The 19,084-nt window shown below is 59.9% G+C and carries 17 protein-coding genes; 10 read left to right on the top strand and 7 right to left on the bottom strand.

Going from position 1 to position 19,084, the window contains the following annotated elements; genetic code table 11:
• Nucleotides 1-5: 5 nt before the first annotated feature.
• Entirely contained in the window at nucleotides 6-1,493 is a 1,488-nt protein-coding gene (locus B7Y89_RS02530; RefSeq protein WP_292935441.1) for an aldehyde dehydrogenase family protein, read from the top strand.
• A 1-nt stretch (nucleotide 1,494) separates the two neighbouring features.
• Here B7Y89_RS02530 and B7Y89_RS02535 read toward each other — a convergent pair whose 3' ends face one another.
• The 6 genes from B7Y89_RS02535 to B7Y89_RS02560 are packed head-to-tail and all read right to left on the bottom strand — an operon-like array spanning nucleotide 1,495 to nucleotide 6,231.
• Nucleotides 1,495-2,286, bottom strand: a complete 792-nt coding sequence (locus B7Y89_RS02535; RefSeq protein WP_292935443.1) for a tyrosine-protein phosphatase — start codon at nucleotides 2,284-2,286, stop codon at nucleotides 1,495-1,497.
• A gap of 3 nt (nucleotides 2,287-2,289) precedes the next feature.
• Nucleotides 2,290-3,204: an NADP-dependent oxidoreductase gene (locus tag B7Y89_RS02540; RefSeq protein ID WP_292935444.1), complete on the bottom strand. Its 915-nt coding sequence runs from the start codon at nucleotides 3,202-3,204 to the stop codon at nucleotides 2,290-2,292.
• Between the two features lie 23 nt (nucleotides 3,205-3,227).
• Nucleotides 3,228-4,118 (bottom strand): TIGR03619 family F420-dependent LLM class oxidoreductase, encoded by an 891-nt coding sequence (locus B7Y89_RS02545; RefSeq protein WP_292935446.1) that lies wholly within the window; start codon nucleotides 4,116-4,118, stop codon nucleotides 3,228-3,230.
• Between the two features lie 46 nt (nucleotides 4,119-4,164).
• Entirely contained in the window at nucleotides 4,165-4,962 is a 798-nt protein-coding gene (locus B7Y89_RS02550; RefSeq protein WP_292935448.1) for an SDR family NAD(P)-dependent oxidoreductase, read from the bottom strand.
• Nucleotides 4,959-5,405 carry a nuclear transport factor 2 family protein gene (locus B7Y89_RS02555; RefSeq protein ID WP_292935450.1) on the bottom strand — a complete coding sequence of 149 codons (447 nt, stop codon included), beginning with the start codon at nucleotides 5,403-5,405 and terminating at the stop codon, nucleotides 4,959-4,961. The genes B7Y89_RS02550 and B7Y89_RS02555 overlap by 4 nt, the downstream gene beginning before the upstream one ends.
• Nucleotides 5,406-5,421: 16 nt before the next feature.
• Nucleotides 5,422-6,231 (bottom strand): SDR family oxidoreductase, encoded by an 810-nt coding sequence (locus tag B7Y89_RS02560; RefSeq protein ID WP_292935452.1) that lies wholly within the window; start codon nucleotides 6,229-6,231, stop codon nucleotides 5,422-5,424.
• Between the two features lie 123 nt (nucleotides 6,232-6,354).
• Here B7Y89_RS02560 and B7Y89_RS02565 point away from each other — a divergent pair, with 123 nt between their 5' ends.
• The 3 genes from B7Y89_RS02565 to B7Y89_RS02575 are packed head-to-tail and all read left to right on the top strand — an operon-like array spanning nucleotide 6,355 to nucleotide 10,311.
• On the top strand, nucleotides 6,355-6,504 hold the full coding sequence (locus B7Y89_RS02565; RefSeq protein ID WP_292935454.1) for a hypothetical protein: 150 nt from the start codon (nucleotides 6,355-6,357) through the stop codon (nucleotides 6,502-6,504).
• Nucleotides 6,501-8,897: a TonB-dependent receptor gene (locus B7Y89_RS02570; protein ID WP_292935455.1), complete on the top strand. Its 2,397-nt coding sequence runs from the start codon at nucleotides 6,501-6,503 to the stop codon at nucleotides 8,895-8,897. Before B7Y89_RS02565 ends, B7Y89_RS02570 begins: the two co-directional genes overlap by 4 nt.
• Before the next feature lie 52 nt (nucleotides 8,898-8,949).
• A complete protein-coding gene (locus B7Y89_RS02575) occupies nucleotides 8,950-10,311 on the top strand; it encodes a phosphotransferase (protein ID WP_292935457.1) in 1,362 nt (453 codons plus the stop codon).
• A gap of 2 nt (nucleotides 10,312-10,313) precedes the next feature.
• Here B7Y89_RS02575 and B7Y89_RS02580 read toward each other — a convergent pair whose 3' ends face one another.
• The gene (locus B7Y89_RS02580; RefSeq protein WP_292935459.1) at nucleotides 10,314-10,994 is read right to left on the bottom strand and encodes a TetR/AcrR family transcriptional regulator; all 681 of its coding nucleotides are present in this window, start codon (nucleotides 10,992-10,994) and stop codon (nucleotides 10,314-10,316) included.
• Nucleotides 10,995-11,158: 164 nt separating this feature from the next.
• Here B7Y89_RS02580 and B7Y89_RS02585 point away from each other — a divergent pair, with 164 nt between their 5' ends.
• The 6 genes from B7Y89_RS02585 to B7Y89_RS02610 all read left to right on the top strand — a co-directional run bounded on the left by B7Y89_RS02585 (nucleotide 11,159) and on the right by B7Y89_RS02610 (nucleotide 19,080).
• A complete protein-coding gene (locus tag B7Y89_RS02585; RefSeq protein WP_292935461.1) occupies nucleotides 11,159-11,974 on the top strand; it encodes an SDR family oxidoreductase in 816 nt (271 codons plus the stop codon).
• Between the two features lie 16 nt (nucleotides 11,975-11,990).
• Nucleotides 11,991-12,281 carry a DUF1330 domain-containing protein gene (locus B7Y89_RS02590; RefSeq protein ID WP_292935463.1) on the top strand — a complete coding sequence of 97 codons (291 nt, stop codon included), beginning with the start codon at nucleotides 11,991-11,993 and terminating at the stop codon, nucleotides 12,279-12,281.
• A gap of 74 nt (nucleotides 12,282-12,355) precedes the next feature.
• Nucleotides 12,356-14,323: an FAD-dependent oxidoreductase gene (locus tag B7Y89_RS02595; RefSeq protein ID WP_292935465.1), complete on the top strand. Its 1,968-nt coding sequence runs from the start codon at nucleotides 12,356-12,358 to the stop codon at nucleotides 14,321-14,323.
• Nucleotides 14,324-14,509: 186 nt separating this feature from the next.
• The gene (locus B7Y89_RS02600) at nucleotides 14,510-15,712 is read left to right on the top strand and encodes an acetyl-CoA C-acetyltransferase (RefSeq protein WP_292935467.1); all 1,203 of its coding nucleotides are present in this window, start codon (nucleotides 14,510-14,512) and stop codon (nucleotides 15,710-15,712) included.
• Nucleotides 15,713-15,745: 33 nt separating this feature from the next.
• On the top strand, nucleotides 15,746-17,926 hold the full coding sequence (locus tag B7Y89_RS02605) for a 3-hydroxyacyl-CoA dehydrogenase NAD-binding domain-containing protein (RefSeq protein WP_292935469.1): 2,181 nt from the start codon (nucleotides 15,746-15,748) through the stop codon (nucleotides 17,924-17,926).
• Nucleotides 17,923-19,080 (top strand): acyl-CoA dehydrogenase family protein, encoded by a 1,158-nt coding sequence (locus B7Y89_RS02610; RefSeq protein WP_292935471.1) that lies wholly within the window; start codon nucleotides 17,923-17,925, stop codon nucleotides 19,078-19,080. Before B7Y89_RS02605 ends, B7Y89_RS02610 begins: the two co-directional genes overlap by 4 nt.
• Nucleotides 19,081-19,084: the final 4 nt, after the last annotated feature.

Raw genomic sequence — 19,084 nt, forward strand, 5'->3', positions numbered from 1 at the left:
CCCCCATGACCATTCCCTTTACCGATATTGATCGCCTTTACATCGACGGCGAATGGCACGCTGGTGCGGGCACCGAAGCGGTGCTTAACCCCGCCACCGAAGACGTGATCGGCGAAGCGCCGGTGGGCGATGCCACGGCGGCAGAAGCGGCGATTGCTTCGTCGTTCGATGCGTTCGAAAACGGGCCATGGCCGCGCATGGCACAGGCTGAGCGCACCGCGATGATGCAGAAATTTCACGACGCGCTCTATGCCAAGCGCGGACAGTTGGTGGAATTGATCATCAAGGAAGTGGGCTGCGCGCAAGCTGTCACCAGCAACGTGCAGGTCGATGCGCCGCTGGAACACCTGCAATCGGCCATCGATTATTCGCTGCGCGAAGAGCCGCACCAGATTCCGGTGGCGTCGAACGCCAACATGATCAACCCCACCGGGCCGCGCATTCTGGGTGGCGGAACCGTGGTCCGCGAACCCGTCGGCGTGGTCAGCGGGATTACCGGCTACAACTTCCCGTTCCTGCTGAACCTTGCCAAAGTGACGCCCGCGCTGCTGGCGGGCAACAGCCTGATCCTCAAGCCCTCGCCATTCACGCCTTATTCGGCGCTGATGCTGGGACAGATTGCGGACGAGATCGGCCTGCCGCGCGGTGTGCTGAACGTCATTACCGGCGGGCCTGATGTCGGCACGAAGCTGACCACCGATCCGCGCGTAGACATGGTGACGTTCACCGGGTCTGAAGCAGTTGGTGCGGCCATCATGGGGCAAGCTGCACCCACGTTGAAGCGGGTCCATCTGGAACTTGGCGGCAAGTCCGCGATGATCGTGCGCGAAGACGCCGATGTCGAGGCTGCGGCCACCATGGCGATCATGGTGCTTTCGGTAAACGCCGGGCAGGGCTGTGCGATTACCACGCGCTTCCTTGTCCACAATTCGATCCGCGCGCGCTTTGTCGCCACGGCCAAGGCCGTTGCTGCGCACTGGAAGGTCGGCGATCCGTCCGATCCGACGGTCCTGATGGGGCCGCTGATCCGCGAATCCCAACGCGCCAAGGTTGAAAAGCTGATCCAGTCAGGCCGTGACGAAGGCTCAACCCTGGTGGCGGGCGGCACCCGTCCGGCGGGGCTGTCCAAGGGCTTTTTCGTGGACATTACGCTTTTCGACAATGTCGATAACAAGTCGACGCTGGCGCAGGAAGAAGTATTCGGCCCGGTCGGCTGCGTGATCGGATATGACACCGACGACGAGGCCGTGCGGATTGCCAATGAATCACGCTATGGCCTGAATGGCGCGATCATGACCGCCGATTCCGCAAAGGCCTATGAAATGTCCTTGCAGTTGCGCACCGGCAACGTGGCAATCAACGGCGGCATCGGCAAGATGGCTTACGCCCCTTTCGGCGGCTACAAACGGTCGGGCATCGGGCGCGAATACGGGCCAGACTGGTTGCGCGAATTCCAGCAGGAAAAGACCATCACCTACCCAGTCGGACGCTGATCTACGGTTCCACCAAGCGTTCGCGAATGGCGGCGATCTTGGCCTCATCGAGGCCCAGCGCCGCCTGCGCGTAACCGGCAATCGAGCCGTGCCGCTCGGCCACACTATCCAGTGCAGCCTTGAGGTAGGCCGGGTCGGCGCGCATCAGCGCTTCGCGCACGTCGGGCGCCATCTTCTCGAACGGATGTTCGCCATCGGTCAGCCCCATGCGGGCGGCGCGGTGCGTGCGTGTGAAAGCGTAGAGATCGACCGCCGTATCGGTCAGGGCATAATCGGCAAGGATGGTATCTTCATCCACACCGGCAAGGCCAAGAATGACCGCCGCGCAAAAACCGGTCCGGTCCTTGCCCGCTGCGCAATGAAACACCAGCGGCCCCTGATCGTCCAGCAGTGCATCGCACAGGCCGCGCAACGGCTGCACCAGCCAGTCCTGCATGGTGGGATAAGACCCCATCAGCCAAGCGCGAAGTTCAGGGCCGGTGGCCACCTTTTCCCACGCCGCGCCGCGTTGCGACGATGCGATCGATTCATCGAGTTGCCATGACAAGTTGCGGACCGGCTCAGGCCAACGGGTCGGCTCTGCCGCGATCTCGTCATCACGGCGCAGATCGATGATTGTGCGAATGCCGAGTGGCGCGATGGCAACGTGATCCGCTTCCGTCAGATAGGTCAGAACACCTGAACGGTAAATCAGCCCGCGCCGCACCGTTCCGCCGCAGGCCGCGCGATAGCCGCCAAGGTCACGGAAATTGCAGCCGCCGACAAGATCAAGGGTTTGGGATTGCTTTTCCATCGTTCAATACGTCAGCACAATTTTGCCACGCACGTTACCGCCCTCGACCTCGGCCATGGCAGCAACGGCTTGTTCCACCGGATAAGTCCGCTGGACCGTTGGCTTTAACTTACCTGCATCGGCAAGGGCTGCGGCGCGTGCCAGCGCAGCAGCATTGGGCGTGCCGAAGGTCATCGTCGCACGTACGCCGCGACGCGCAGCTTCATCCTGATCGGGCGGGGATACCAGCGATATCAGGATGCCGCCGGGCTTAAGCAGACCCCATGAGCGGGCTTGCGCCGCCGGACCGAACGCGTCCAATACGATGTCGAAATCACCAATGGCCTCTTCGTAAGCCGTTGTGCGGTCAATCACGTGATCAGCCCCCAGACCGCGCACGAATTCCATCGTCGCGGGCGAAGTCAACGCGGTCACTTCAGCGCCCATCGCCTTGGCAAGCTGCACGACGATGCTGCCCACACCGCCCGCTGCGGCATGGACCAGCAGGCGCGTTCCTGGGCCCACCGGTTCGGCATCAAACGCGGCTTGTGCGGTCACGATACCAACCGGCAGAGCAGCGCATTCCACCAACGACAGGCTGGCAGGCGCCTTGGCAACGGCATTGGCATCGACGGCAAGTTCATCGGCAAACACGCCGATTGGGCCGACCGAGCCATAGACCACATCGCCCACTGCAAACTCTGTCACGCCGGTGCCCAATTCGGTAACAGATCCGGCAAATTCGTTGCCGATGGTGAACGGGAACGGGATAGCGAGACCGTCCATATAACCCTCGCGGATTTTCCAGTCGACGGGATTAACCCCCGTTGCAGCCACGGAAACACGCAATTGCCCCGCGCCAAGCACTGGCTTTGGAACGTCATTGATCATGACAACTTCGGGGCCGCCATAAGCGGTGATCTGGACTGCTCTCATCATGGTCTCCGTGTGCGCAGGCGTGCTTAAAGAACGTTCGCCGCGATATTTTCGAGGGCGATGCGTGCGTCTTCGACGCTTGCTATATGGGGCAGGCTGAACGCCAGGCGGTCGGCACCTGCGTCCTCGTAAACATTGCGCAAATCCAAGGCATCATCGCCCGGAGCCAGAATTACACCAATTTCGAAATGCGCGATGTCGCGCCCGGCTTCCTGTGCATGGGCCATGATCTTGATGCGGCCTTGGCGGACATGATCCGGCCCGGTCATATCGGTTTCAGACAGCGACAGCAGCCGCGTTCCGGCATAAGCGGGAACCCAGCCCTGACAATGCTTGCCCACCCGTTCAAGCACAGCATCGCTATAGCCGCCGAGCAGGATCGGGGTATGCGGTTTGCGCGCCGGGCGGGGATACATCTGGACTTCGGGAAACTGGAAAAACTCACCATCAAAAGCAAAAGAATCCTGTGTCCATAGACCCTTCATTACGGCGACGCTTTCCATCGTATAGGCCCAGCGGCGCTCGAAACTGCCGCCGCTCGCCTCAATCTCGATCCGGCTTGCGCCGCCCGTGCCAAGGCCAAGCATGAAGCGGCCATTGCTATAGGCGTCGATACAAGCAACTTGCTTGGCAACATCGACGGGGTGCTTCATCGGCATGATCAACACGCCGGTCGATACCTCAAGCCGGGTGGTCATCGCAGTAGCCCGCGCGGCACCAATCAACGGGTCCTGATAGAACGGCACACCATGGGTGTGCGGACCTTTGATCTCTTCGCGCAGGGGCCGGACCGTATGATGGCCCGATGTCAGCCAATCGAAACCGATCTGTTCAGCCATACGCCCGATTTCGCCCATGTCGACGTCGTTGATGGGCACACCGGGATCGGCGAACGGCCTGCTGATGCCAATTTTCATCGATGTTCTCTCCAAAGGCTTATGACCGGGCGGTTGATGGCCGCATTTATCCGTAAAAGAACTTGAGCAACTCGCTCTTGGTGACGACGCGTTCACGGCGGGCGGCATTGGACGTCACCGGATCTTCGGGCGAAACTTCGTCCGGATTGTAAATCGGGCCGGAACCCAGCGCCGCAATCGTGCCGCGCGCCAGCATCGCGGTGTCAGATGCGCCGGTGGCTTCGACCGGAATGCCGCGCTTGGCCAGCGTTTCGCGCAGCATCGGGGTATCGGCGATCTTGAACAACAAGGTGACCACATCAACCCCACGCGGCGTGAGCTCTGCCCAAAGCGCTTCGCACAAGTTCAATGCAAAGCCCTTGGTCGCGGTATAAATGCCCGAAAGCGCCGCGCCGCCGAAGGCCGCTTCAGAGCCGACCACGATCAGCCCGCCGCCGCCGCTTTGTACCAGGCGCTGCCCGAAATGGTGCAGAGCTTCGGTGAGGAAAAGGACGTTGCGCTGGATCGTGGCGGCCCATGTCGCATAGGGCAGATCGACGAACTGCGTGCCCGAAGCTTCGGCACCTGCATTGAACACGGCAAGCGTGAGAGGGATGTCGGCGGTGGCAGCCGCGATCTGCGCAACAGCATCGGGGGCAGCCAGATCAAGCGACAGGGTGCGCGCTTCGACGCCCAATGCGCGCACGGCCGCGGCAGCCGCAGCAAGCTTTTCTTCCTGCCGTGCGATCAGCAGGCAGTTCATGCCGTGTCCTGCCAATTCAGTCGCAAAGGCAAGACCGAGCCCATCGGATCCGCCCGTGATGAACGCCCATTTTCCAGGCGCGATAGCCGCCGCCAGCGTCATGGTGCCACAGGTTCCGGGTTCCCGGCCGGGTTGTTTTCACCGGTCACACCCATTTTGCGGTTCAGATCGTCCATGTCGAGATATTCGCGCCATTTGACGATCAGGCCCGCGTCGTTGAATTCATAAATCGCGACCATCTGGTGTGGGCAGGGGCGGCCCATGATGATCGCTGTGTCTGACCGTTCCTGCATCACCATGCGGTCGTTCGACACGATGTTGACTTCGTTGCATTTGTTGTTGGTGGCAAAAGTCATCTGGTTCAGGATTTCGGCGCGCAACGCCTCCTTGCCCCTGATCACCGGGCCACCTGGAACCCACAATTGCCATTCGGCATCGTCAGCAAAGAACGACAGGATTTTCTCGACATCAGGCCGCACCTCGTCGCTGCCGTCGCCCCAGGCGTCGTGCATCGTGCGGACCTTGTTTTCCAGTTCGATACCCATGGTTTTTCCTTAGAAGTCAGTTGCCTGCAGAAAGCGCGCGGGTGACGCTGATAAACGGCACGGTGCAGCTTTGCCCGCCATCGACGGGATAAAGCATCCCGTTGACGTAGCGCGATTCATCTGACGCCAGGAACAGCGCCATTGCCGCGATGTCTTCAGGTTCGCCGATAAAGGGCGTGTTCAGCACATCGAGAAACAGGCGGTCCATTTCAGGCGTGGTCCACTGGATCTTGGCCGGGGTCTGCGTGGGACCGGGCAGGATTGCGTTGCTGCGGATACCGCGCTTGCCATAAGTGGCGGCAATCGCCTGAACGAACCAGTTGAGCGCCGCCTTGGACGAGCCGTAGCTGTAAGCGGTAATGTCTCCGCCCATCGAACTGCCCGACGAGGTGGCAATGATTGAACCGCGCCCCCGTTCGAGCATATGCGGGATTGCGAGTTTGCTCGCAATTACCGCGCCGAGCACGTTGACGCGCAAATTGGCAAAGAAGATTTCGGGATCGAACGCGAGGAAATCCATGTCGCGCATGGCGTGTTCGGTATTGGTGTAAAGCGCATTGTTGAACAACACGTCGATCTGGCCGAAATCGGCGATGGTGGTGTCGATCATCCGGGCAAGATCGGCCTCGTTGCTCACATCCACGGTGATTGCGCGCGCTTTGCCTCCAGCATCTACCACAGCCTGCGCCACGGACTCGGCGGGCTCGGCGCGGATATCGGCAACGATCACGGTTGCCCCTTCGCGGGCGAACATCTGCGCGCTGGCGCGGCCAATGCCGCTGCCACTGCCGGTAATGATGCAGACCTTGTCCGCCAGCCTCGCCATGGTTCCATGCTCCTTGTCGCCTTGATGGCGCTTGTCCGTGATAGAGGCGCGAATTGGGCCTGAGGTTACCTGCCGAAAGGTTGGCAGCTTTGCGCAAGTGAGGCGTTGCCCGAGCCAACGAGGGTGGATGAACTTCGTGATGCTGCTGCGTTCGCCGGTGATGCTACCCTTTCCGGCGGCAGGTTTATTGGCGGTTCTGAGGTCGCACCGAACGGCGCGATCGAACCGCCAAAGGACGAAAACGTCCGATTCACCCGGGAGGAAGACAGATGATTTCCAACGTCCGCATGAAGAGCCTTGTCGCGTTGCTGATGGTCAGCACGGCCACTCCGGCGCTTGCCCAGCAGACCACTACCGACACTGATCAACCCGCAGGGCAAAGCGATGGCGACATTATCGTCACCGCGCGTCGCACGTCGGAAAACATCCAGTCTACCCCGGTTTCGGTGACCGCTTTCGGCACGGAATCGCTGCGCCAGGCACAAGTCCGCGATACGCAGGACCTGCTGTTCAAAACGCCGGGCGTGTTCCTTGCAGGCAGTGGCGGGCGCGAGAATTCCAACTTCTCGATCCGTGGCCAGTCCAAGGCCCTTGCCGGGAACAGCGCGCCTGGCGTGATCAGCTATTTCGCGGATGTACCCGCACCAACGCTCGGCTCCAGTATCCCGACATACGACCTTGCATCGGTGCAGGTGCTGAAAGGTCCGCAGGGCACATTGTTCGGCCGCAACACCACCGGCGGCGCGATCCTCTATTACCCCACCGCACCGGACTATGAACTTGGCGGTTATGTACAGGCCTCCTACGGCAGCTATGATGCCTTGATCGCAGAAGCGGCGATCAACCTGCCACTCGTCGACCAGAAGGTGGCGCTGCGCATTTCGGGCCAATACCAAAAGCGCGATGGCTGGACAAAGAACATCGGCATCGGCAACGACGCAGACGACCTCAATTCTCGCGCGATCCGGGGTTCGCTGCTGATCGAACCGGTCGAAGGGCTAAAGAACACCACCATCGTCGACTATTACCGCAACCGTTCAACCGGCGGCGCATCGGTTCTTGTCAATGTGTTCGCCGGGCCCAACGCGCTGACCGCGACAGGGACCTTGGCCGCGGCCCAAACGCAACTTGCGCTGCAACGCGCACGCGGGGTTCGCGTGATCAATTCGGATATCGATGCGTTCGAACGCGCCGAACGTTTGGGCGTGACCAACCGCACCGAAGCCACACTTTCCGACGCGATCCAACTGGTCAACATCTTTGGCTATCGCCACACCAAGGTCGATTATTTCTCCAGCGTCGACGGATTGCCAACGCTGATTTCCGATGGCTCCGGTGCGATCCCCAGGGGTCTGCCGGTAATGGTCGTCGGTGGACGCCAGACATCCGATGTGGAACAATTCACCGAAGAACTGCAACTTCGCGGCAAAGCTGCGGATGACAAACTGGAATGGCTGGTCGGCGGGTTCTACCTGAAGAGCAAGCCCAAGGGCCCGACCGGCACGTACATTCCGATCTTCATCCTGCCCGGCTTCACCAACGCGCCGTTCAATTACGGCTTCTTCACCGAAACCAGCAAGGCGCTGTTCGGCAATGTTACCTACAAGCTTGATGGCATTGCCGACGGTTTGCGCTTCAGCGCAGGCTTCCGCCACACTTGGGATGAAATCACCGCTTGCGTCGGAGGCGGCACATCGCCCGATCCGGTTCTGTCGCCCGCCGATTGCAACAATGCCGTGCCTGCGATCCGCAACAGCAGCATCAACAAAACCTCGTCCAAGGCGCCAACCTGGACCGTAGGTCTTGATTGGCAGGCATCGGACGAGGTGTTCCTCTATGCGGTAACCCGCCATGGCTACCGGGCAGGTGGCATCAACAGCCCGACGCTGGCCGGTCGCCTTGCCAAATTCCAGTCCTTCCGGCCTGAAAAGGTTGACGACATCGAAGTCGGCATCCGTTCGGACCTGAAGGCAGGCGATGTGGCCATCCGCTTCAATGCATCTCCGTTTGTAGGCTGGTATAGCAATGTTCAGGTGCCGGTTTCAGGCCTGAACACACAGGCAACCTGCAGCACGGTTACGCCGGGCGGCACCGACTCACCAAGATCACCAGATGGCGATTGCAATGCCAACAATGATCCGAGCGGCGGCACCCTGCTGGTCAATGCCGGATCGACCCGCGTGGCAGGCATCGACCTTTCCGCACGGATCGCACCGACGTCTACACTGGCGTTCGAGGCTGGTGCCACGTTCCTCGATCTGAAGACCCGCGCGCTGACGGTGCCGGGTGAGCTTCAATCCTACCTTCGTGTGCTTGAAGTGCCTTTCAATCTTGTTGCCAAGCAGACGATCACAGCAGGCGTGCGCTGGACATTGCCGGTACCCGAAAGCATCGGGCAGGCCGTTTTCATTGGCGATTTCTATCATTCAAGCAGTGTCCAGTCTTCGGACGCGATCCTGCCCGCCTACAGCATCGTCAACGCACGGCTTGATATCAATGATATCGGTGGATCGAATGTCGATGCCAGCGTGTTCGTGCGCAACGTATTCGACAAGGAATACCTTGCATCAAGCAATGTCGGATCGAACCTTCTGGGCGTGCAAAGCGGCTTCATCGGTGCACCGCGCACCATCGGCGTCGAACTGCGCTATCGTTTCGGCAGCTGAACCGGATACAATTCTGACGGCACAACCGGCGCGGTCGGTGGGGAGAGCACGAATGGTCTCGCAAGCAGTACAGCCTCCCACCGACCCGACCGACGCCAAGGTTTACGACTGGCTGACCAGCAATATCGGGCCAGTCACTGCGTTTGAGAGGCAGCCGAGGTGGCGACCGGGATGGAACGTGGTGGCAAATGGTGCGCCGCTTTATGTGCGCGGCCCGCGCGGCGACACTTATGCCTCGCCGGTGGACATGTTCCAGGAAGCGGAAATCCATCACGTATTCGAACGGCACGGCATCCCCGCCCCGCGAGTTCACGGGATGATCCCCGATCCGCTGTGCATCGTCATGGAAATGCTGCCCGGACGGATCAACAGCGGATCGATTGCCAATCCAGATATTCAGGCAAAAGTGCGCGAGCAGTTCATCGGCATCGTCGCCGACGTCCATCGCCTGCCGGTCGAGGCGTTCGCCCCCGCCAAATTGCCGGTTCCGCGCACGCCCAAAGAGATCGCGCTCAATCTCTATGCGCCCTCGCACGAGATATTCCGTGAACGCATAGCAGGGCGCCCGTGGCCGCTTATGGAATTTGCCTGGGGCTGGCTTAATCGCAACATTCCGCAAGACCGTACCCGCGCAACTTTTGTGAATTACGATGGCGGACAGTTCCTGTTTGATGACAACGGGGCGGTAACCGGCCTGATAGATTTCGAAGTGTCCTCGCTCGGCGATCCTGCGGCAGAGCTTTCTGGCATGCGCTTGCGCGATTCGTCAGAGCCGCTGGGTGATCTGACCGCTCTGGTCGCGCGGTACGAGGAACTGACCGGTGACCGCATTTCCCGCCAGTTGATCGAATTCCACACCGCCGGTTTCTGTGCGGTCAACGGCTTCCTGATGTGGCCGCTGATGTTTGACAGCGCGCCCGAACAGGACTTCATCGCCTATCTCAACTATTGCGTGGGCACGAGCCGCTGGATGATCCGCGCCATCGCCGATCATATGGGCGTGGCGCTGATCGATCCGCCAGAGCCGCAAGCGCAACCGCTGGGCTTTGAACAAGCATCGCGCCATCTGGTGCGTCATATCGAAGCCTTCGCCGATGGCACTCCGGCAGAAAACTATGCGCGCGATTCCGCCGCACATCAGGCGTTCTATATGGGGCGGCTCAATACCTATGGGCTGTCTGTGCGGGCCGCCGATCTGGCCGACGTTGCTGCGCTAACCGGGGTGCAGCATAACACGTGGGAACAGGCGCAAACCGGGCTGTCCGACTGGGTGGCAAAAGCCGGCGCAGAGGCCGACGCGGCGCTGGTTCAGCATTTCCACCGTTGGTTGCAACGTCAGGCGTTTATGTTACGCGATTGCGGTCCTGCAGCGTTCCTGCCTACAGTAGATCTCCAGCCGATCCGCGAACGCTAGGTTCAGGGCACCTTACGCATGCGGACTGCAGCCAAAACGAATTCGCTGCTGCTGTCCTGCCATGCCTCGGCATCCATATCAGCCCCGGTGCGCGCGCGCGTGACGAGCGAAATCATGGGCGAATGCGCAAACCACGTGGTGACGAGGCTGTGGATCGCCCAGAACAACTGGTCCGCATCACAATCAGCGCGAAACACACCTTCCGCACATCCGCGAATTACAATAGGTCGCAGCACGTCATCGATCAGGGTTCTGAGCACCGCTGTCAACGGGCTGGCTTTGCCGACGTGGACAAAAGCGTGCTGCGCCTCGTCAATGGTCATCCGGACGATTTGCGGGCGTTCGACAAATTCGCGGAACATGTTCTTGACGAACTGTTTCAGCGCATCTTCGGGGGCAAGAGCAGCATATTCGGTGCACCCGATGAAAGCCGCCGTCTTCTCGGCGGCTTCCTTCAGAATGATCGTGTAAAGATCGGACTTGCTTCCGAAATAATAGTACAAAAGCTGCTTTGATACTTTTGCACGGCGACAGATTGAATCCACGGTCGTGCCGTCGAAACCATGGGCAGTGAACTCTTCCTTGGCGGCGTTGACGATATCGGCAATAGTGGTGGCATTGGACGTGCGTCGCCCCCGGATCGAGGCCGTTTCAGCAGGCTGGTATTCGCCGCAGTTTGGCATTTCTTACACTCTCCCGAACGGGAATCCGCACCCTGACCAAGCGTTGAATTATTGCCTTATGCGATAACCGCCGCGCGACCTAAACACAACGCCTGCGCCGCAGCGACTTACCGCCTGTACCGCGCCAATATTCCGACAAAACGAAAAACCTTGAGAGGATGTAAATGGTGTTTGGAAATTTGAACGAACGCGTGGCGATCGTAACCGGATCGGGTGCCAATATTGGTGAGGCTTGCGCCAAGGCACTTGCCGGGGCCGGAGCGCATGTCGTGGTTGCCGATATCAATATTGGCGCAGCACAGACGGTTGCTGCGGAAATCGTGGCGTCCGGTGGCAGCGCCATGGCCCACTTTCTCGATCTTGCCGAAGAACAAAGTATCATCGACCTTGTCGCTGCAACCGTGGCGCAATATGGCCGCATCGATATTCTGCACAATAACGCCGCTGACACGCGGCCCGATTTCATGGCGCAGGACAAGTCGATCCCCGACATGACCACCGAGGTGTGGGACCGCACTTTTGCCATCAACACGCGCGGGCCAATGCTGATGATCAAACATGTTGCGCCGCACATGATTGCAGGCGGCGGCGGTTCGATCATCAACACCGGTTCCGGCTCGGCCGTTCTGGGGGACGTTTTCCACCCAGCCTATTCAACCTCGAAAGGCGCGCTGCATACCCTGACGCGCAATGTCGCAGCGCAGCTTGGCCGCTACAACATCCGCTGCAACGCGGTGCTGCCGGGTCTTGTGCTGAGCAAGGGCGCGCGTGAGATCATGTCTGCAGGCGAGATCGATTTTATCCAGCGCCACGTGCTTTTGCCCCGCCAGAGCAAGCCCGAAGATATCGCTGGCCCGGTGCTGTTCCTGGCATCTGACGCAGGAAGCTTCGTCACAGCACAAGTGTTCAGCGCCGATGGCGGGATTGTCCACCACGCGCCCTATTTTGCCGATGTAATGGCAATGAACCAGAACGCATAACGAGGGAGTTGAACAGATGGCTTCTTATGTCATGAGCATGATGAACAAGCACGACCTTGCCAAATATGGCGAGTATTCGGCGCAAGGCTTCGTTTCGCTGCAAGGCCTGCCGTTCGAGGTGATCGTGGGCGAAAATCTGGACGTACTGGAGGGCAACGCGCCTGGAACCAGTGTCGTCGTCATGAAATTTCCCGACAATGACGCGGCGATGGCTTGGTACAATTCCGAGGCCTATCAAAAGGCGATACCCATCCGCCATGCTGCTGCCGAAACGATCTTCGCGGTGCACTTTACTGACGACCAGTAGGTCTTCCGGCCAATCCAACAATCAAGATGCTGCGATTTTCGCACATGCGCAGCGCATAAACCGAGGGGATTCCTGTGAGCAAGTATCCAACAATGTTCAGTCCGTTCAAGCTTGGCCGGCTGGAGATCAAGAACCGCGTTTTCATGTCACCGCACGGTATGGTCGGTCTGGGTATCGGCACCGATCAGCAGGTCGGCTATTTCGAAGCGCGCGCCAAGGGTGGCGCGGGCATGATGGTCATTGCCAGTTGTCAGGTTGTGCCAGCGCCTCTGGTGCCACCGGGCTGGTTCATCGAAGCCTATAATCCCGACCATATTCCCGCCATCGGCCGCATCGTTGATGCGGCACACAGGCATGGTGCCAAAATTGCGGTGCAGGGCGTGTGGATGATGGCCGATCCGAACACGGCGCAGCCATCGGGCATCGCTCCGCACACCGTGCTTTCTGATTCCCAACCGCGGTCAATGACCACTGCCGAGGTTGAACAACTGGTTGAGGCCCATGCCATTGCTGCCGTGCATGCACAGGAAGCAGGCGCTGATGGTTTCGAATTTCCGATTAGCGGTGGTGCAGGCCTTGGATCGTTCACGTCCGAATTCTACAACCAACGCACCGACAAGTATGGCGGCAGTCTGGAAAACCGGATGCGCGCGATTGTTGAAATCGTCGAAGCGATCCGCGAGCGTGTGCGGCCCGATTTTGCGATTGGCATCGCGGTGAATGCCGATGAATCCACTCTGGGTGCGGCCGGAATTGATGATGGCATCGCCCAATGCAAGATCCTTGAAGCCACAGGGATGGTTGATTGGCTGCGCATAACCGCGCGCGGCCAGAAACCGCAGATGACGCAGTATCACTACCCGTCGTCATATATGGCCCAGGAAGGTACACACCTTGCCGCCGCAGAAGCGGTCAAGAAAGCTGTCAATCTGCCTGTGGTCAGCGGCGGCCGTATCCTGACGCCTGCATTTGCCGATCAGGCCATTGCCGATGGCCGCTGTGACATGGTGTTCGTGGCCAGATCCGTGATTGCCGATCCCGAATGGCCCAACAAGTGCCGCGATGACCAAACCGCCGAAATCCGCGCGTGCATTGGTGATCTGGAAGGCTGCTTCCTGCGCTCGTGTTTCGGGCAGGCCGTTGGCTGTACGGTCAATCCAGACATCGGGTTCGAGCATGAAGGGCCGGTGCCCCGCGCGCAAACCAGCAAAAACGTCGTCATCGTTGGTGCAGGGCCTGCCGGAATGCAGGCGGCGCTTACCGCTTCAAAGCGCGGCCACAAGGTCACACTGCTCGAAAAATCAGACCGTATCGGCGGGCATGTTACCATGCAGGCAATGTTGCCCGGCCTTGAAGACCGCGCCGAACTGATCCGCTGGCTCAAGCTGCAATTGGACAAGGCCGGGGTGACAATCCAGACCGGGACCGAAGCCACGGCAGAGGCAGTAAAGGCGCTATCGCCCGACGCGGTGATCATTGCCACAGGCGCGCGTTATTCCACGACTGGTGCAAGCAAGGCGCAGTTGACCGGCGTGCCCGGCGCGCATTTGCCGCATGTGCTGACGCCCGAAGACCTGCTCCTTGATCACGCCCGCGTTGGAAAACGCATCGTGGTCTATGACAACACGTCCTACGAAGTCGGCCCCGGTATTGCCGAACACCTCGCCAATCAAGGCAAGGACGTGTTTCTTGTCACGATCGATTCTGCGATGGCAATGTCGGTGACCGAACTCGGACTCAACAAAGTCATCGCGCGGCGTCTCCTGCCCAAAGTGACGTTCATGCCATCGACCGAGATCACCCGCATCGACGAAGCTGACATCCATGTGCGGGGTTCCCTTTCGGGCGAGACGGGCATTCTTAGCGGGATCGACAACACCATTCTGGTCACGTCAAAGCCACCGCAGGAAGACCTCTACCATGCGCTGATTGCGGATCTGCCCGCGGTACATATCATCGGCGACGCGCGCGAGGCACGCTGGAGCGTCTTTGCCACAGATGAGGCAATCAAGGACGGGAGACGGGTCGGACTGGCAGTCTGATCCGTTGGGGCATCGTGGTCATGAGGGTCACGATGCCCCACACCCCCAAGCCGACTGGCCGCACCATGTGGCAGACAGGTATTCAGCCCTTCCAGCGTCCTTCCGTTAGATAGGTGTTATACGGTCGGTGCCAGCACAGTTGCCCTGTACTTACTTGGTCTCATCCATTTTTGCAGGGCAGTATTCATGGAAGCCTATATCTACGATCATGTTCGGACCCCGCGCGGTAAGGGCCGCCCTGATGGTGCGCTGCATGAGGTAACCTCGGTCGAAATGGCCAGCCAGTTGCTGCAGGCCCTGCGCGACCGCAACGACCTCGATACCGCGCTGCTCGACGATGTGATCCTGGGCATGGCCCAGCCGGTTGGCGAACAAGGTGGTGTGCTGGCGCGCGCAGCCGTTCTGCAAGCAGGTTATGCGCAGACCGTTGCGGGCCAGCAGGTCCACCGCTTCTGCGCATCAGGCCTTGATGCTGTCAGCCTGATTGCGGCGCAAGTCCATTCGGGTATGATTCAGGCCGGAATCGGCGGCGGCGTTGAATCGATGAGCCGGACGGTCATGGGTTATGATTCCGGCGCATGGACATCTGATCCGGCGGTAGCCTTCCACAATTACTATGCCCCGCAAGGCATCGGCGCTGACATCATCGCAACGCTTGACGGCTTCAGCCGCGAAGACGTCGATAGCTTTGCTGTCGAAAGCCAGCGCAAGGCCGCCCATGCGTGGAAAAACGGCTATTTCAAGAACTCGATCGTTCCGGTGAAGGACATTCTTGGCGAAGTCCTGCTCGACCATGACGAACATATGCGCCCCGGCACGACCGTGGAAAGCCTCGCCAAGCTCAAGCCCGCGTTCGCAGGTTATGGCAAGGGCGGGTTTGAAGCCGTTGCCAAGGCCAAATATCCGCAGATCGAGGAACTCAACTACGTCCACCATGGCGGCAACAGCTCGGGCATAGTTGATGGCTCCGGCATGGTGCTGGTCGGTTCAAAGGAATTCGGTGAGCGCGCCGGACTGAAGCCGCGCGCCCGCATCCGCGCCTATGCCAACATCGGTTCGGAACCCACAATCATGCTGACCGCACCGGGCGCGTGTTCGGAAAAGGCGCTGAAGAACGCGGGGATGAACCGGGGCGATATTGACCTGTGGGAACTGAACGAGGCCTTCGCCAGCGTTGTCATGCGCTTCCAACGCGAAATGGGCGTGCCCGACGACAAGATCAACGTGAACGGCGGCGCAATCGCCATGGGGCACCCGTTGGGAGCCACTGGCGCGATGATCCTTGGCACTGTGCTTGATGAACTGGAACGGCGCGATTTGCAGACCGGCCTGATCACGCTGTGTGCTGCCAACGGGCTTGGCACGGCCTCGATCATCGAACGCGTCTGACGCTAACTCCACGTCTTTTTAAGCGGAAAACCCATGCAGAACCTCAAACTTGAAACGAACGCTGACGGCTTCGCGATCCTGACGCTGGATGCCGCAGGCCAGACCATGAACGTCGTCAACGACGCGTTCCTTGCCGATATGGAAGAGGCCACCGCCAAGATCGCGGCAGATGACAGCATCAAGGGCGTGATCCTGACGTCGGGCAAGCCCGCCTTCATGGCCGGGGCTGACCTGACCCAACTGGTGCAAGGCTTCGGCACGCTGACCAAAGCGCAAGCCTACGCATTCTCGCAGCGCGCAACCGCAATGCACCGCGCGATCGAACAGTCGGGCAAGCCATGGGTTGCTGCAATCAACGGGCTGGCGCTGGGCGGCGGTTTCGAACTGGCACTGGCGTGCCATCACCGCGTTCTGGTCGACAATCCCAAGGCGCTGGTCGGCCTGCCCGAAGTCAATGTCGGGCTGCTGCCGGGTTCGGGCGGAACCGTGCGTTTGGCACTTCTGGTCGGCTACAAGAAGGCGCTGGACCTTCTGCTTTCAGGCCGCAGCGTTGGTCCTGCCGAAGCCTTGAAGCTGGGCATCGTCGATGAAGTGGTGCCCGCTGACAAGCTGATCGATACAGCGCGCGCATGGCTTGCCACCGGGCCTGACCCGGTCCGGCCGTGGGACGTCAAGGGCTGGGTGCCGCCGCAGAAAAAGGGCCTGACCGTGCCTGAAGATTCGGTTGCCTATATGATGGCCGCAGGCGCGATTGCACAGAAGGGCTATAACACGCCCGCACCGCAGGCCATCCTGTCAGCCGTGTTCGAAGGGCAGCAATTGCCGTTCGACAAGGCGCTGTCGGTGGAAGGCAAGTATTTCGCCAAATTGCTGACCGATCCTGTCGCCCGCAACATCATCCGCACCACATTCATCTCAAAGCTGGCCGCCGAAAAGGGCGCGCGCCGTCCGGCGGGCGTGCCCAAGTCCGAAGTGAAGAAGTTGGGTGTTCTGGGCGCGGGCATGATGGGCGCAGGGATTGCCTTCGTTTCGGCAACCGCCGGGATTGAAGTCGTGCTGCTGGACCGGGATGTACCCTCGGCAGAAAAGGGCAAGGCCTATACCGCCAAGGCGCAGGCCAAGCTGATCGAAAAGGGCAAACTCAGCCAGGACAAGGCCGACGCCGTGCTCGCACGGATCACGCCGACCGATGATTACGCGCTGCTGGAAGGCTGCGACATGATTGTCGAAGCCGTGTTCGAAGATACCGCGATCAAGGCAGAAACCACGCGCAAGGCAGAAGCGGTGATCCCGTCGACCGCCGTATTCGCGTCGAACACCTCGTCTCTGCCGATCTCGGCACTGGCTACCGCATCCAAACGGCCCGACCAGTTCATCGGCATCCACTTCTTCTCACCGGTTGACCGCATGGGTCTGGTCGAAGTGATCGTGGGCAAGCAAACCTCGAAAGAAACGCTGGCCAAATCGCTCGATTTCATTGCGCAACTGCGCAAGACGCCGATTGTCGTCAACGATTCACGCGGATTCTACACCAGCCGCGTGTTCCGCATGTTCATCTTTGAAGGCGTGGCAATGCTGGAAGATGGAGTAGAGCCTGCGCGCATTGAAAACGCTGCCAAGGCTGCAGGCTTCCCCATCGGGCCGCTCGCGCTGCTCGATGAAGTGACAATGGAATTGCCGGTCAAGATCGTAGACGAGGCCGCGCGCGATTCTGCCGACACCGAGAACAAATACACCATCGAACGCGGCATGAAGGTGTTGGGCCGGATGATCGAACTGGGCCGGGGCAGCCGCAAGGCAGGCGGCGGTTTCTATGACTATCCTGCAACCGGCAGCAAACACTTGTGGGCAGGGCTGGCACAGGAATTTCCCGTGTCCGAAAGCCAACCCGATCAGGAAGAGCTGAAAAAACGCTTTCTCTATTCCCAGGCCAACGAAACAGCACAGACCTTTGAAGAAGGCGTGCTGGAAACGCCAGAGGACGCCGATCTTGGCGCGATCTATGGCTGGGGCTTCCCGGCATGGACCGGCGGGACGCTCAGCTACATCGATACGGTTGGTATTGCCGCATTCGTGGCAGAATCTGACCGGCTCGCCCGGCTCTATGGCCCACGCTTTGCCCCTTCGGCATGGTTGCGCGAGAAGGCTGCAAAGGGTGAAGGCTTCTATCCCGCCGCCAATCAGCCGGCTGCCAAGGAGTTGACCTCAGCATGAAGCGCGTAATCTTCGAATCGGAACATGAGCAGTTCCGTGACAGTGTGATCAAGTTCATGCAGACCGAAGTCGGCCCTCATGCCGAGAAATGGCGCGCAGAAGGCATGGTCCCGCGCGAGTTGTATCTCAAGGCCGGCGAACAAGGCCTGTTGTGCACTTGGGCCGATGAAAAATACGGCGGAGCAGGAATCGAGGATTTCCGCTTCGAACAGATCATCATCGAAGAGAACATGCGCCACGGCGACATCGGCTTTTACATCAACCTGCACAACGATCTGGTCGCGCCCTACATCGCCAAGCTGGGCAATGATGAACAAAAGGATCGCTGGATGCCGGGCATCGTCTCGGGCGAGAAGATCCTTGCCGTGGCTATGACAGAACCGTCGACCGGTTCCGACCTTGCAGGCATGAAGACCCGCGCCGAAGACAAGGGCGATCATTGGCTGCTGAATGGTGCGAAGACCTACATCTCGAACGGCATTCTGTCCGATCTGATCGTAGTCGCTGCGCGCACCGATCCTGAAAGCCGCCATGGCCTCAGCCTGCTGGTGGTTGAGCGCGGGATGGAAGGCTTTGAACGCGGCCGCAAGCTGTCCAAAATGGGCTTGCACGCGCAGGACACCGCCGAATTGTTCTTCAACGACGTCAAGGTCCCCAAGGCAAACATGCTCGGCGATCCGGGGCAGGGCTTCCGCTATCTGGCGCGGTTTCTTGCGCAGGAACGCCTGGTCGCAGCCATCGGCTTCATGGCAACCGCGCAGACCGCATTCGACATCACGCTTGATTATGTCAAAGAGCGCAAGGCATTCGGTAAGCCCATCGGCGCGTTCCAGAACACCCGGTTCAAGATGGCGACGATGCGTACCGAACTTGATGCAGCGCAGACGTATATCGACCAACTGGTGCTTTTGCTCAACGCAGGTGAACTTTCGGCAGAAGATGCCTCGGGTGCCAAGCTGCTCGCTTCCGAACTTGAAGGCCGGGTGATGGACGAATGCGTCCAGTTCCACGGCGGCGCAGGCTATATGGAAGAATACCGGATCAGCCGAATGTACACAGATGCGCGCATCAGCCGGATCTTCGCCGGAACATCGGAAATCATGCGCGAAATCATTGGCCGCGGGCTCGGTCTTGACGAACGCAAGATGTCCTGACCAG

It is taken from the genome of Novosphingobium sp. 32-60-15 (assembly GCF_002280675.1).
Taxonomy (GTDB): domain Bacteria; phylum Pseudomonadota; class Alphaproteobacteria; order Sphingomonadales; family Sphingomonadaceae; genus Novosphingobium.